Raw genomic sequence first — 14,461 nt, forward strand, 5'->3', positions numbered from 1 at the left:
AGTAATGAAAGAAATGATTATATGGCCCGCATATATTGACTTAAAAAGGACCAAAAACGAAGGTAGGAAAGTTCCAAAAGAATTTGCAGTACAAAACCCGAAATTAAAAGATATTGCAGGTAAACTAAAAAAAATGGGTTTGGAATACAGTATTGAACATAAAAAAAGTTATCCAAAGGATCCATGGGAAATTTGTGGATATATCAAAGTAAAAGCGGATAAACGTACTTCAAAATTACAAATTTTAAAAGAAATATGTAAAAATATGGGATAATTATTTTTCAGAATCTTGCTCATGTTTTTTTTCAAGTTCCGAAAGGAGAAATTTAATTCTATTTTCCAGTTTTTCGTAATTTTTTGAAAGATCTCTATATTTTTCATAGAGTTCATTTAATTTATGATTTAAATATTCAAGTTCTACGTTTTTTCGACTTAGTTCACTTTTTAACTGGCCATTCGTGTACAATTCATGTTTGTATTTTGCCTCAAGTTCGAGATAAGATTTTTTAGATTCAAGATATATTTTTTTAATATCTTCGTACTTATCCCTTGAAACGGTTTCCTGTTTTTTTCTTCGGATATTAAACATGCAAAATCACATTTAACTGTTTATTAATTCAGTAAGTGCTCTTGCAGCCCCTTCCATTGAATTTTCGAAACTTACTCCATTTTCAGATAGAATTTTTCTTCCTTTTTCTTCGTTAGTCCCCATCATCCTAACTGCAAACTTGAGGTTAGGATTTTCTTTTAAAACATCTACAATTCCAAGTGAAACTTCATCGCATCTTGTAATTCCACCAAGAATGTTGATAAACGCTCCTTTAACATTTTTTCTTGAAGTTGCTTTTAAAAGTGCTTTTTTTACAGTTTCTCTATTGGAACCGCCACCAACATCTAAGAAACATGCAGGTTCTCCGCCGAACTCTTTTACAATGTCCATGCTTGCAAGGGTGAGTCCTGCACCGTTTCCAATAACTGCAATGTCCCCATCAAGTTCAACATATGCAAATTCGGATTTTTCCTGTTTTTTAAATTCTTCAAATTTATCGTATTTATGTCTAAAGTACGCATCGTCATCAATATTCAAAACTGCATCAGCAGCAATGATTTTTCCATCTTCGGTAAATACCAACGGGTTTATTTCAGCTAAAATTCCATCCATGTTTTTGAATGCTTTGTAAACTTTGCATAAAACATCCGCAACTTTTGGAATTTCTGCACTCGGAATGCCTGCTTTTTTGAGCATTTCTCTTGCAAGGTATGGTAAAAATTCTTTTCCAGATTCTAACGGTAATTTTATTATTTTTTCGGGAGTTTTTGAAGCCACTTCTTCAATATCTACTCCACCTTCTGTTGAAAATATGACAACATTGTTTTTTTCGTTCCTGTTAACAACAACGCCAACATAGTATTCTTTTGCAATTTTAATTTGTTCATCAAGGAGTACTTTTTCAACGAGTTCTCCTTTTACTGTGTTTCCAATCAATGATTCAATTTTTTTGTTTGCATCATCTAAATTATCTGCAAATAATATTCCGCCAGCTTTTCCTCTTCCACCGACTAATACTTGCGCTTTTATAACGACAGGGTACTCGATACTGTCGACTTTACCGCATGTAAGTTTGTTTTTTGGAACAGGGATTCCATTTTCTTTAAAAATTTCCTTTGCTTCATATTCGTGCAATTTCATAAAAATCACCGCAGGTTTGTTAACAATATTTACTGAAAATTTGATTACGTGTTTATTTTGAGATTATAATTGAATTAATGAATTTTTCGCAGTATTCGCATCTGATTTTTAACGTGTTTTTCTGTTCAATCGAGAATTTGCCTTCAATATTCTCTTTATTCGTGATACAGTTTGGATTTGTACACTTTATTATTCCATCAATTCTTTTTGGGAGGTCTACTTTAAATTTTTTTATGACTTTTCCTTCTTTTATGATGTTTATCGTCGCATCTGGTGAAATTAGCGCAATTTTATTTACATCGTCTTTTGTAAGTTCAAGCCCTTCAATTTTCAGGATATCCTTCATAACGCCTTTTTTTGAGGGTACATTTAGTGCAAGGGTTATTGGGAGTTTTTCTTCGATATTTAAGATTTTATAAACTTTCAAGGCTTTTGAGCCACTGATATGGTCGATAACAGTTCCATTTTCAATGGGTTTTACCTTAAGTTCCATTTTCATGACTTCACCAGATATTTTTATATAACTATTAAAAAACTGTTTTAAATCATTACTGTTTTTCAACATATTTTATAATTTCTTCAAGCATCTCTAAAGCATCATTTCTTTTTATGTCTGGCTGATTTTTAAGATATTTTTCTAAAATTTCCTTTTTTTCTCCAGAAATTCCTGATTTTTCAATAACATTTTCAAAGGTTCTAAGTGGATAATAAAGTTTTTTTCCAGAATTAATCAATCGTTTAGAATCATCTTCATCGATTATTTTATCTTTCAATGCATTGTTGATCATTTCCCTAAAGCTGATCATTGAAAATGTGATCTGATTTAAATTATCATCAAAAGTAACTGCAACTTCATCATCATCCGTAATTATTCCGTGTTTGTATAGTGAGTAAACCGAACCAACTCCAATCATTCCACAGGTGTCGAGTTCTGAAGCCCTAAGTGCCCCCATTGAACCTGCACCAAATACTGTTGTGTTATTTTGAATGACCTTTAAAATTTCCCTATGGGCTACCGCGGTATTTTGCAAGAAACATCCATCGATTATCCCAATAATATCATAATCAAAAATTTTTTTAGACGTCAAATCTCCCCGTTTTATTGGGGGATAGATATCTACGTCAAGCCCATCCATTTTTTTTCTTATTTGATCTTCTTTGATAGTTAGTTTGGAAAAAATAGCTATTTTCATTCGACAGACCTCCACAATGACTCGAAATATTCTTTTTCCTCTTTAAGAACACTTTCGTTCGATATTGCAATTCCCGATTCTTTATTTTCAAAAAGGGCTTTATCAGTCCAGTTGTGGCTTCCAACAATGACTGTATCATCCAAAATTATTAATTTATTATGTGTTTTCTTAGAATCGTGGAATTTTACCATGATATGCTGGCTTGAAAGCTTGCTCTGGGCTAGAATATTTGATCCTACTTCTTCTTCAAGAATTACTCTAACCATGACTCCACGCTTTCTCGCATTTACAAGTTCATCGATTAATTCTGATATCTTTGGATTTAAGTATATCGAAAACATGATAACGTCGATTTCTTTTTTAGCATATTTTATTCGATTTAAAACATAATAATAGTATTTTTCGTCATTTAATACTTCAATCCTGTCTTCGGGGCAGGTTAAACTTCTTGAATATTCGAAATTAGATTTTACAAGTTTTAACAACATTATGAGTATATAACCTAAAATTACGAGGATTATCGTGTTTATAATTGCTAAATATTCAAACATGCTGGTTAGATCAAACGTCATTTTAATCCTCTGATTCGTTGAATAATTATCGGTAGTGAAAATTACAAAACTTATTTTCAAAAACAATATATTTTTAAACTCGGTACTATTAAATAATTTTGAATCATGATTTATTTATCACACGACTGATTTGATTGTCTTGGTGGTTAGAATGAGCACTTTAGAAAAAGAACAAATTATTTTGGATGAGAAAAAATACGTTATAAATACTTACGGCCGAGTTCCAGTCGTCCTTGTAAAAGGAAAAGGAATGAGCGTATTTGATACTGAAGGAAAAGAATATTTTGATTTTCTTGCAGGAATTGGGGTAAATAACGTCGGGCACTGCCACCCCAAGGTTGTTGAAACAATTAAAAATCAGGCACAAACCTTAATCCACATTTCAAATATATATTACAATGTTCCACAGATCGAGTTAGCAAAAAAACTCGTAAATTTAAGCGGATTAGATAAAGCATTTTTCTGTAATAGCGGTGCAGAAGCAAACGAAGCTGCAATAAAGCTTGCAAGAAAATACGGTAAAAAAAAAGGTAAAGAGGGGGAAATTATTACAATGGAACACGCTTTCCACGGTAGAACCCTTACAACAGTTACTGCAACTCCTAAAGCAAAATATCAGGAAGGGTTTGAACCATTACCACAAGGTTTTAATTACATTCCCTTCAACGATATCGAAGCATTGAACGCAGGAATTTCAGAAAAAACAGCTGCAATAATGATTGAACCAGTTCAGGGGGAAGGTGGAATCCACCCTGCAGACAAGGAATATTTAAAAGCAGTTCGAAAATTATGCGATGAAAATAATATCGTTTTAATTTTTGATGAAGTACAGTGTGGAATGGGAAGAACTGGAACTATGTTTTCCTATGAACAGTACGGGGTAGTTCCTGACATTGTAACGCTTGCAAAAGGGCTTGGTGGAGGATTCCCAATTGGTGCAATGGTTGCAAAAAGCGAAATTGCAGATGCATTTACCCCTGGAAGCCACGGAACCACATTTGGTGGAAATCCGCTTGCATGTGCTTCATCTAACGCTGCAATTGATGTAATTTCAGGACTTTTAGAAAATACGCTTGAAATGGGGGAATACTTTAGATCTGAATTAAAAAAATTGGAAGAAAAATATGATTTCATAAAAGAAGTCAGGTCGTTAGGATTAATGGTTGGGGTGGAATTAACATTCAATGGATCAGATATAGTTTCGAAAATGTTCGAAAAAGGATTTTTAATAAACTGCACTTCTGATACAGTTTTGAGGTTTTTACCTCCGTTAATCGTTGAAAAAGAACACATCGATTCAATAATTTCGGCTCTTGACGAAGTATTTTCCGAAATTTAACTTTTTTCTCTTTTTAATTTAGTTATTATGCCCAAAACTAATCAACATAAGATCGAATTTGATCAAAACTGTTTTTCAATGATAGTTGACAATACAAAAACTTTATATCCCACATTTTTAAAATATATAATTAAGTCTTTTGAAGTGGGGGCGCTTTAAATGGCTATTTTATATTGGGTTAAATTTTTAAATTAGCTTATTAGAGTGGGGCGATATTAGTGAATTCTATCGAAAACGTAGATCGAAAGCTAATCGAAAATCTTGCAAATCTAATGTCAAGTGAAGTTCGAGCAAAGATCTACATATATTTAAGAAAATACAACAAAAGTACAGTTGACGAAATTGCTGATGGAACAGGAATCTACCCATCAACAGTTCGAGAATCAATACTTGATATGTACAACACAGGATATGTTTCAAGAGAAAAAATGGATAAAGAGGGTTTAGGTAAAAAACCGTACCTCTATACTGCGGCAGCACCTTCAGAAATCGTTAGAAAAATTTCAAAAAGCATTCAGGAAAAGTTAAATGATTTGATAATGGTTGATAAAAGGCTTGAGTCAAAAGAGCTCAAAATTCCATTTGTTCCTGTAAAAATAGTAGTTGATGAAAAATATAAGGATTAATTTTCCAACTTTTTTGTAGTTTTTTTCAATATTTTCTCAAATTCTTCTTCTTTTAATCTTTCTCCGGTAATCATGAATGCAACTCTATCTCCGATACTTCCACACAAATTTCCGACTCTTTCAAGGTATGTTCCAACAACGATAAAGTCACCAGCTTCACTGATTACTTTTGGGTTCTCAATCATGTTTATTGTCATGTCTCTGCAGAGTACTTTGTAGAGTTCATCTATTTTACCATCTTCAAGGTAAGTTTCTTTTGCAACAGTTAAATCCCTATTTCTGAATGATGAAATCGAATTTTTAAGCATTTTATCAAGAATTTCGCCCATGATTGTTAACATGCTTCCATTTTTTGATCTCAATGTGTCGTGTTCAGACTTTATGGTTATTTTTGCAATTCTTGATGCCATATCTCCAACTTTTTCAAGTTTTGATATGATTTTAATCATTGTAATCATTTCTCTTAAATCGCTTGCAACAGGTTGCTGTGTTGCCATAAATGAGATACACTTCTCTTCAATTTCCATTTCCTTTAGATCAATAGCATCGTCTCCTGCTTTGATAACTTTTGCAAGTTCAATGTCATTGTTTATAAATGCGGTTATTGAATTTTCCAAAGCAATTGCACACATTTCAGACATTTCGTAAATCATATCTTCAACTTCTTTCATTTGGTTTGAAAATGCAGTTCTGGCCATTTTTATCACCCATTTTGAATTTAATTATCCAAATCTTCCGCTAATATAATCTTCAGTTTTTTTGTTTTCAGGTTCAACGAATAATTTGTCAGTCTTATTAAATTCTACCAAATTTCCAAGCATGAAAAATCCAGTGTAGTCTGAAACACGACTAGCCTGCTGCATGTTGTGTGTTACAATTACTATTGAATATTCATTTTTCAATTCAACCATTAAATCTTCAATTTTAAGCGTGGAAATCGGGTCAAGTGCCGAACACGGTTCATCCATCAGTATTACATCAGGTTTTACTGCAATGGTTCTTCCAATACAGAGCCGCTGCTGTTGGCCACCAGAAAGTTTTAATGCGGATTTTTTAAGGTCATCTTTTACATCGTCCCATAGTGCAGATTTTTTCAATGTCCATTCAACGATTTCATCGAGTTCATTTCTGTCTTTAATTCCATGTATTTTTGGCCCGTATGCGATATTATCGTAAATACTCATTGGAAATGGGTTTGGTTTTTGAAATACCATTCCAACTCGTTTTCTAAGTTCAACAACGTCAACATCTTTGTCGTAAATATTTTTTTCATCAAGAGTTATCTTTCCATTAATCTTAACTCCTGAAATTAAGTCATTCATTCTGTTAAGGCATCTTAAGAAGGTAGATTTTCCACAACCACTCGGACCGATCAGTGCAGTAATGTTATTTTCGTAAACTGGCAGATTTATATCATTTAGCGCTTTTTTTTCTCCGTACCACAAATTTACATCTTTTGATTCCATTTTGATTTTCATAGTCACACCAAATTTTAATTAGCTCTGCATGAGTTTGAATCTATTTTTAACGATATTTGCAATTGTAAATAATATGAACATGATTGCAATTAATACTAGTGCAATTCCGTATGCCATTTGAAGTTCTTCTGTAGTAGAATATTCTGTTGCAAGAACGTATAAACTAAACGAAAGGGTTTCCACCCTGTTGAATAATCCAATTCCAAATGAAAATGCAGTAGCTGCGGTAAACATGATTGCGGCAGTTTCTTCTGCACTTCTTCCCATTGCAAGGATAATTCCAGTAATCATTTGGGGCAGTGCTGAAGGGATTACCACTTTTGTGATTGTCTGCCATTTTGTGGCCCCAATTGCGAGACTTCCTTCTCTAAGTCCTGGTGCAACTGCTTTTAGACCTTCTTCTGTCGCTCTCATTATAATTGGAAGAACCATGAATGAGAGGGTAAGTCCCCCGATAAGAAGGGATGGACCAACCGTTTTTATTGCAAGAGCGTATCCAAAAATACCAAACACAATTGAAGGAAGTCCTGCAAGGCTGTCTGATGAAAATCTAATTGCTCTTGTTAGTTTATTATCTGATGCATATTCATGGAGGTATATTGCACCAAAAACTCCGAACGGAATTGATAAAAGGATTGAAAGGAGGACTAATGCAAGGGTTCCAAGTATGGAATTCCAGATTCCATCAAAACATCTTTCAGAACCTAAAATCACGTTTATTGGGTTTGAATCTCCAAAGAAAAATTCCATGTTGATTGCGCCAATTCCATTAATAAAGACATAGCCTACGATTGTAAATAAAATACCTATTACAATAAATGCAAACAGGTAAAAAATACCAAACACAATGTTTTCTTCGATTTTGGCTTTTTTTGAGTTATTCAAAGTTCCACCTTACTAGTCCCATTTTATTTTGTATTTTTTATCAATGTACTGGGAAATTAAATTGAGCGAAAGAACCATTATAAAGAGTACTAACCCTGTTGCAAACATTGCATAGTAGATCGGGCTTCCTGAGGCTGCTTCTTTAATATTCAATATAATATGTGATGTTAATGGCCTAACGGGGTTGAAAATTGATGTTGGAATAAGTGGCCAGTTTCCAGCAACCATTAAAACTGCCATCGTTTCTCCAATTGCTCGACCCATTCCCAAAATAACACCTGAAAGTATTCCACTAAGTGAAGCTGGAAGAATTACTTTTTTTATGGTCTGCCATCTTGTAGCACCCATTGCAAGACTTCCTTCTTTTAATTGTGACGGAACAGAGTTTATTGCATCTTCTGAAAGTACAGTAATTGTTGGAACAATCATGATTCCAAGAATAATTGATGCAGCAAGCCAGCTGTATCCTGGATTTGTGTTAAAAACATCTCTAATTAAAGGAACAAGTAAAACCATCCCTACAAAACCGTAAACTACTGACGGAATCGCAGTTAAAATTTCAATTGATGGTCTCAATATATTTTGAACTTTTTTTGGTGCAAGTTCTGCTAAAAATATGGCGCATCCAACTCCCAATGGAACAGAAAATACAAGTGCAAGTACTGTTACCAAAAATGACCCAACAACCATCGGGAAGATTCCGTAAGAGTCATAATTTGGTGACCAGTCAAGTCCAAATACAAAATCAAACGGACTTACAACTGAAAAAACAGGAAGACTGCTGATTATCAAAAACAAAACCATTGAGAAAATAACTACGCTTGATAACAGTGCACTCAATTTCAATATATTTTCAAGGACTGATTCGCCAATATTTTTTTTATGCATCTTGTTTCACCATAACTGTAAATTGAAAAGATTAATAGAATTTTTTTAAAAAAATAAGTAGATATTTAGTTTACAGGGATGTATCCTTCATTTACAACGATTTGCTGGCCTTCTGAACTTAATAAAAAGTCAATGAATGCTTGTGCTTCTTCTGAAGGTTGACCGTTTGTAATAACGTTTAATGTTCTTGAAACTTTGTAAGTTCCGGAAACTACATTAGCTTCGGTAGGAAGTACTCCTTCGTATTCACAGCCTTTAACTGATGAGTCAAGGTATCCAATTGAAAGGTATCCTATTCCATTAACATCAGCTTTAACTGATGATTTCATTGCACCATTTGATGCAACAACAACGGCCTGTTTTGTGATATTTCCTTTATTCAGTGCTTTTTCAAAGAATACTTCTCTAGTACCACTTTCTTCGTCTCTCGTGTAAACTGTAATTGGTGCATCTTCGCCACCAACTTCATTCCAGTTTGTAATTTCTCCAGCGTATATTGCAACGATTTGTTCTTGTGTTAAGCCCGATACTGAGTTATCTGGGTGCACGATGATTGCAACACCATCTTTTGCAATTCCAAATACTTGTAATGAAGGATATTCTTCAAATTCTGAGGATTTCACGTCTCTTGAAGCCATTCCGATGTCATTTAAGTTTTCACCGGATTCTTTAACACCAAGGCCTGAGCCTCCACCGGTAACTTCAATCATGTAGTTTTTATTTTGAATCATGAATTGTTTTGCAGCTTCTTCTGCAATAGGTAAAACGGTAGTTGAACCTGAAATTTTTAAACTGAACTGCTGGACTTCTTCTGCGTCATTTGAGCCATTAGTATTATCTGTGCATCCGCTGAATCCCACGATTAGTGAAATAAAGACAGCACCTATTAGAACATTTATATATTTTTTCAAAGGAGGCACCTCCTAGGTTTATGATATGCCCTACACATCAAATGTATATAAATGTTTCTATTTTGGTATTTTAGTTCCTATTTTATGAATAACTCAAATATATTTTAAAAAAATAAATTATCAAAAACTAAGTCTGAAATCAACCCTACAAAATATTATATATCTGAGATGTATAAAATAGAATTGTAATCATAGTTATTTTTGATAGAAGAAACATGACTCGAATGAATGGAGGATTCAACATGAAACTGATAACTTGGCTTGACGATCTCAGAAATGATGATGTTGATATTGCAGGTGGAAAAGGGGCATCTTTAGGGGAGATGTGGAACGCGAAATTACCTGTCCCTCCAGCATTTGTCGTTACTTCAGAGGCTTACAGATACTTTATTAAGGAAACGAAGTTACAAGATGAAATTGAAAGAATTTTGTCAAATATTGATGTTAATAACAATGAAGAATTGAACAAAGCATCAAAAGAAGTTAGAAAAGCTATAGAAAGTGTTAAAATTCCTGATGATTTGAGATTGAGTATTATCGAATCTTACAGTAAAATTTGCGAAATGGGCGGAGACGAAGAAACATTTGTTGCTGTAAGGAGCTCAGCAACTGCAGAAGACTTACCTGACGCAAGTTTTGCAGGACAGCAGGAAACTTTTTTAAACATTAAAGGCGATGAACAGGTTTTACAGGCTGTTCAAGAGTGTTTTTCATCATTATTTACACCAAGAGCTATTTTTTACAGGGAAGAAAAAGGATTCGACCATTTTGAAGTTGCACTCGCTGCAGTAGTTCAAAAAATGGTAAATGCTGACCAAGCTGGAGTTATGTTCACTGTAAACCCGATAAACCACGACTATAACCAGATGGTTATCGAAGGAGCTTGGGGACTTGGAGAAGGTGTTGTCAGTGGAACAGTAAGTCCTGACACGTACATTATCACAAAAGATACTCAAGAAATTTTAAGTGTTAATGTTGCAAGAAAAGATACAATGTTTATAAAAGATACCGACGGAGTTACAAAAGAAGTAAAAACTCCTGAAAATTTACTTGAAAAACAGGTTTTATCTGAAAAAATGATCAAAAAACTCGAAAACGTTGGTCAAACGATTGAAAATCACTACAAACGACCAATGGATATTGAATGGTCTATTGAAAACGGGGAAATTTACATGTTACAGGCAAGACCAATTACCACATTAAACGAGAAAAAAGAATCAAAATCTTCAAATGATATAGATGGAAAAATTTTATTGAAGGGAATTGGTGCATCTCCTGGAACTGAAGCTGGAAAAGTAAAAATTATTACAGAAATTGAAGAAATCGGAAGGATAATTGATGGGGATATTTTAGTTACAAAAATGACAACTCCCGACATGGTTCCTGCAATGAAAAAAGCAGCTGCGATCATCACAGATGATGGTGGACTAACCTGCCACGCCGCAATTATTTCAAGAGAACTCGGAACACCTTGTGTAGTTGGAACCAAAGAAGCTACAAAAATGTTAAAAGATGAAGAATGTGTCACTGTTGATGGTGAAAAAGGAATTGTTTACGAAGGAAAAGTTGGTAAAACTGAAGAAAAAGCGCCTGCTCAGGTAGTTTATGCCGGAGCTCCAGTAATTACTGCAACAGAGATAAAAGCAAATGTCAGCATGCCTGAAGTTGCAGAAAGAGCCGCAGCAACCGGTGCTGATGGTGTTGGACTTTTAAGGGCAGAACACATGATTTTAGGAACTGGTGTCCACCCTGGAAAAATCTTAAACGATCAAGGTGAAGGTGCATTAACTGATGTATTCGCAGAAGGTATCAGAAAAGTTGCAGATGCATTTTACCCTAGACCAGTTACATACAGAACTCTTGATGCACCAACTGACGAGTTTGTCGGATTAAAAGGTGGCGAAGAAGAACCTCACGAACACAACCCCATGATGGGATGGAGAGGTATCAGGAGAGGACTCGACCAGCCTGAAATTTTAAAGTGCGAATTAAAAGCGATCAAAAAATTAAGGGAGGATGGATACAGAAATATCAATGTAATGATACCTTTAGTTACAAACGTTGATGAAATAAGAAACGTGAAAGAAATCGCAAATGAAGTTGGATTAAAACTTAGATTGGATGTGGAGTTTGGGGTAATGGTTGAAACTCCGGCAGCCGCTTTGATAATCGATGACATTATCGCAGAAGGAATAGATTTCGTAAGCCTTGGAACAAACGATTTAACCCAGTACACAATTGCAATCGATAGAAACAATGAAAACGTTTCGAAATACTACCTCGAAAACCACCCTGCAGTTCTCAAATTGATTGAAATTGTTATCAAATCATGTAAGGATGCAGGCGTAAAAACCTCAATCTGTGGACAAGCTGGAAGCAGACCACAAATCGTTGAAAAATTGGTTGAATGGGGAATTACTAGTATTTCTGCAAATATTGATGCAGTGGAAACAATCAGAAACGTTGTTGCAAGAACTGAGCAAAAAATCATTCTTGAAGCAATAAGGAGACAAAAATAATTCTTTCTTTTTTATTTTATTAGATTATATTATTTAATTTTAATTTATAAATGGTGTTTTTGGGATGAATAAAGTTGTTATTGGAGGTACCTTTGATGTATTACATAAGGGCCACGAAAATCTGTTATTACATGCATCAAAATTTGGAAAACTGTTTATTGGAATAACCAGTGACGAATTTATAAAATTGTATAAAAAACATGATGTAGATCCATTAGATATCCGAAAAATCAAGTTAAAAGAGTTTTTAAATAATTATGAAATTGATTATGAAATAATGGTAATTAATGACGCTTATGGAAACTCAATTTCGAAAGATTATGACATAATTGTCGTAACTCCTGAAACAAAAGAGAATGCTGAAACGATAAATAAAATAAGACTTAAAAATGGATTAAAACCTTTAAAAATTGAAGTTTACAACTTTTTAATGGCAAAAGATAATATTCCAATTTCAACTACGAGAATAAGAACTGGTGAGATAGATAAACAAGGAAATTTAAAACGATGATATTTATGGAAATCATGTATATAATAGTATTTTTGATTTTAATTGGTTATATCTCAAGAAATTTTAAAATACTTGACGAAAAAGACAGAATGGTTTTAAATAAAATAGTAATTTACATTACTATGCCGTCAACAATCTTTTTACAGTTACTTACAAATGTAACTCCTTCAGATCTTCCAGAATTTATGAAACTTCCATTAATTATATTTATTTCAACGGCAGTTTGTGCACTTTTGGCATATCTTGTTGGAAAGTGTTTAAAATTAGATAACAAATCTCTTGGTGGATTTGTACTTGTTTCTTCCATTGGAAACACAGGATTTTTGGGTTATCCAGTAATTCTTGGGTTTTATGGAAACGAAGGTCTTTTAAGAGCAATTTTTTGTGATATGTCCGCAATCTTTTGCAGCATGCTTCTTGGAACTTATGTTGGAGTTAAAGTTAGCGGTGCCAAAAAAAGCATTTTAAAAGAAGTATTTTCATTTCCACCACTATTTACAGGGATAGTTACATTAATACTGGTATTATTACACGTAAAATTATCGACATTCCCCGAATTTTTTATAAAATCACTTGGATACATGGCAAATGCAACAATTCCATTAATAATGCTTTCACTAGGGCTTTCTTTATCTCCAAAAGCTGCAAAATTTGGAATATTCTATGGAATTATTGTATCCTTATTTAGAATGGTAATTTCTCCACTGGTTGCATTTCCTATTTCCGAAAGTATTTTATCAAACCAGTTAGATAAACAAGTAGCGATAATGCAATCTGCAATGCCTTCTGCAATGATGCCGTTAGTTTATGCAGTAATATATGATTTGGATGTAAAACTCGTGGCTTCAGCATGTTTTGTATCAACAGTTTTATCATTGTTGATATTGCCTATAATATATACAATAATATAATACGGTTTAATTATTATAATTGAATATATTTTTAATAAATGTTAGTGATTTAGGGGTAATAATTAATGGTAAAAAAAGCTATCATACCTGCAGCAGGATTTGGAACAAGACTTCTTCCAATTACGAAGGCACAGCCTAAAGAAATGCTCCCAGTTTTAGGAAAACCAATTATACAGTATGTAATAGAAGATTTGGCTGAAGCAGGAATTGAAAATATACTTATTATTACAGGACGTGGAAAGTACGCAATTGAAAACCATTTTGATAAAAATTTTGAACTAGAGGATCGATTAAAAAAAGATGGAAAGTGTGGGGCATTAAAAACAATTCAGGAAATAAATGACTTTGCACATATTTATTACATTAGGCAAGGGAAACAGAAAGGTCTTGGGGATGCAGTATATTGTGGACGAGAATTTATTTGTGAAGATTATACCATCGTAATGGTTGGAGATACAATTTATTCAGGAAATGTACCAAAGAAACTAATCGAAGCACATGAAAAATATAAATGTTCAGTAATTGCTCTTGAAAGAGTTCCAAAAGAAGATGTTTTTAAATATGGGGTAATTTCAGGAAAAGAAATTGAAAATGGAATTTTCGAAGTAAATGACCTCATCGAGAAGCCAAATGTTGAGGAAGCACCTTCAAATTTGATAATTACTGGTGCATACCTTCTATCTTCAAAAATATTTGGTCATATCGAAAATATCGAACTTGGAAAAGGGGGGGAAATACAATTGACGGATGCCATGAAAACATTATTAAAAGAAGAAAAAATAATTGGTGTCGAAGTTGATTTCAAAAGGTATGATATAGGGGATATTAAAGGATGGCTTGAAGCAAATGTGGAACTTGGAATTGAAAACATTGAAGGATTTAAAGAATATATTCAAGATCTTTGCGAGGAATAGTTCCTTTGATTCGATTTAAATTAA

The 14,461-nt window shown here is 33.5% G+C and carries 17 protein-coding genes; 7 read left to right on the top strand and 10 right to left on the bottom strand.

The annotated features are described in order from the left end of the window. Nucleotides 1-4: 4 nt before the first annotated feature. Entirely contained in the window at nucleotides 5-274 is a 270-nt protein-coding gene (locus MMARC5_RS02420) for a signal recognition particle subunit SRP19/SEC65 family protein (protein WP_011868246.1), read from the top strand. On the opposite strand, the gene MMARC5_RS02425 is transcribed toward MMARC5_RS02420, so the two are convergent. Genes MMARC5_RS02425 through MMARC5_RS02445 form a run of 5 tightly spaced genes read right to left on the bottom strand, consistent with a single transcriptional unit; the run spans nucleotide 275 to nucleotide 3,455 of the window. Then, a complete protein-coding gene (locus tag MMARC5_RS02425; RefSeq protein WP_011868247.1) occupies nucleotides 275-589 on the bottom strand; it encodes a hypothetical protein in 315 nt (104 codons plus the stop codon). Between the two features lie 12 nt (nucleotides 590-601). Beyond that, nucleotides 602-1,690 (bottom strand): ADP-forming succinate--CoA ligase subunit beta, encoded by a 1,089-nt coding sequence (sucC, locus tag MMARC5_RS02430; RefSeq protein ID WP_011868248.1) that lies wholly within the window; start codon nucleotides 1,688-1,690, stop codon nucleotides 602-604. 52 nt (nucleotides 1,691-1,742) lie between these two features. After that, nucleotides 1,743-2,189, bottom strand: a complete 447-nt coding sequence (pyrI, locus tag MMARC5_RS02435) for an aspartate carbamoyltransferase regulatory subunit (protein WP_011868249.1) — start codon at nucleotides 2,187-2,189, stop codon at nucleotides 1,743-1,745. Nucleotides 2,190-2,238: 49 nt separating this feature from the next. Then, nucleotides 2,239-2,883, bottom strand: a complete 645-nt coding sequence (locus tag MMARC5_RS02440) for a TfuA-like protein (RefSeq protein ID WP_011868250.1) — start codon at nucleotides 2,881-2,883, stop codon at nucleotides 2,239-2,241. Continuing rightward, nucleotides 2,880-3,455, bottom strand: coding sequence for a phospholipase D-like domain-containing protein (locus MMARC5_RS02445; protein ID WP_011868251.1), 576 nt, complete (start codon nucleotides 3,453-3,455; stop codon nucleotides 2,880-2,882). The genes MMARC5_RS02440 and MMARC5_RS02445 overlap by 4 nt, the downstream gene beginning before the upstream one ends. Nucleotides 3,456-3,606: 151 nt before the next feature. Between MMARC5_RS02445 and MMARC5_RS02450 the strand changes: the two genes are divergently transcribed. Then, nucleotides 3,607-4,794, top strand: coding sequence for an acetylornithine transaminase (locus MMARC5_RS02450; protein ID WP_011868252.1), 1,188 nt, complete (start codon nucleotides 3,607-3,609; stop codon nucleotides 4,792-4,794). A gap of 218 nt (nucleotides 4,795-5,012) precedes the next feature. Beyond that, the gene (locus MMARC5_RS02455) at nucleotides 5,013-5,420 is read left to right on the top strand and encodes a winged helix-turn-helix domain-containing protein (protein ID WP_011868253.1); all 408 of its coding nucleotides are present in this window, start codon (nucleotides 5,013-5,015) and stop codon (nucleotides 5,418-5,420) included. On the opposite strand, the gene phoU is transcribed toward MMARC5_RS02455, so the two are convergent. From phoU to MMARC5_RS02480, 5 genes are all read right to left on the bottom strand, one after another. After that, a complete protein-coding gene (gene phoU, locus MMARC5_RS02460; protein WP_011868254.1) occupies nucleotides 5,417-6,118 on the bottom strand; it encodes a phosphate signaling complex protein PhoU in 702 nt (233 codons plus the stop codon). The genes MMARC5_RS02455 and phoU overlap by 4 nt on opposite strands. A 24-nt stretch (nucleotides 6,119-6,142) precedes the next feature. Then, nucleotides 6,143-6,898 carry a phosphate ABC transporter ATP-binding protein PstB gene (gene pstB, locus MMARC5_RS02465; protein ID WP_011868255.1) on the bottom strand — a complete coding sequence of 252 codons (756 nt, stop codon included), beginning with the start codon at nucleotides 6,896-6,898 and terminating at the stop codon, nucleotides 6,143-6,145. A gap of 18 nt (nucleotides 6,899-6,916) precedes the next feature. Further along, nucleotides 6,917-7,783 (bottom strand): phosphate ABC transporter permease PstA, encoded by an 867-nt coding sequence (gene pstA, locus MMARC5_RS02470; protein ID WP_011868256.1) that lies wholly within the window; start codon nucleotides 7,781-7,783, stop codon nucleotides 6,917-6,919. Nucleotides 7,784-7,795: 12 nt separating this feature from the next. Further along, on the bottom strand, nucleotides 7,796-8,671 hold the full coding sequence (gene pstC, locus MMARC5_RS02475; RefSeq protein ID WP_011868257.1) for a phosphate ABC transporter permease subunit PstC: 876 nt from the start codon (nucleotides 8,669-8,671) through the stop codon (nucleotides 7,796-7,798). A gap of 65 nt (nucleotides 8,672-8,736) precedes the next feature. After that, nucleotides 8,737-9,582: a phosphate ABC transporter substrate-binding protein gene (locus tag MMARC5_RS02480; protein WP_011868258.1), complete on the bottom strand. Its 846-nt coding sequence runs from the start codon at nucleotides 9,580-9,582 to the stop codon at nucleotides 8,737-8,739. Between the two features lie 242 nt (nucleotides 9,583-9,824). On the opposite strand from MMARC5_RS02480, the gene ppsA reads away from it, so the two are divergent. The 4 genes from ppsA (at nucleotide 9,825) to galU (ending at nucleotide 14,437) form a co-directional block, all read left to right on the top strand. Next, a complete protein-coding gene (gene ppsA / locus MMARC5_RS02485; RefSeq protein ID WP_011868259.1) occupies nucleotides 9,825-12,101 on the top strand; it encodes a phosphoenolpyruvate synthase in 2,277 nt (758 codons plus the stop codon). A 64-nt stretch (nucleotides 12,102-12,165) separates the two neighbouring features. Further along, nucleotides 12,166-12,612: a phosphopantetheine adenylyltransferase gene (locus tag MMARC5_RS02490; RefSeq protein WP_011868260.1), complete on the top strand. Its 447-nt coding sequence runs from the start codon at nucleotides 12,166-12,168 to the stop codon at nucleotides 12,610-12,612. Further along, on the top strand, nucleotides 12,609-13,523 hold the full coding sequence (locus tag MMARC5_RS02495) for an AEC family transporter (protein ID WP_011868261.1): 915 nt from the start codon (nucleotides 12,609-12,611) through the stop codon (nucleotides 13,521-13,523). The genes MMARC5_RS02490 and MMARC5_RS02495 overlap by 4 nt, the downstream gene beginning before the upstream one ends. Nucleotides 13,524-13,588: 65 nt before the next feature. After that, entirely contained in the window at nucleotides 13,589-14,437 is an 849-nt protein-coding gene (galU, locus tag MMARC5_RS02500; RefSeq protein WP_011868262.1) for a UTP--glucose-1-phosphate uridylyltransferase GalU, read from the top strand. Nucleotides 14,438-14,461: the final 24 nt, after the last annotated feature.

Source organism: Methanococcus maripaludis C5, from assembly GCF_000016125.1.
In the GTDB taxonomy this organism is placed as follows: Archaea; AGJL01; Methanococci; order Methanococcales; family Methanococcaceae; genus Methanococcus; species Methanococcus maripaludis_D.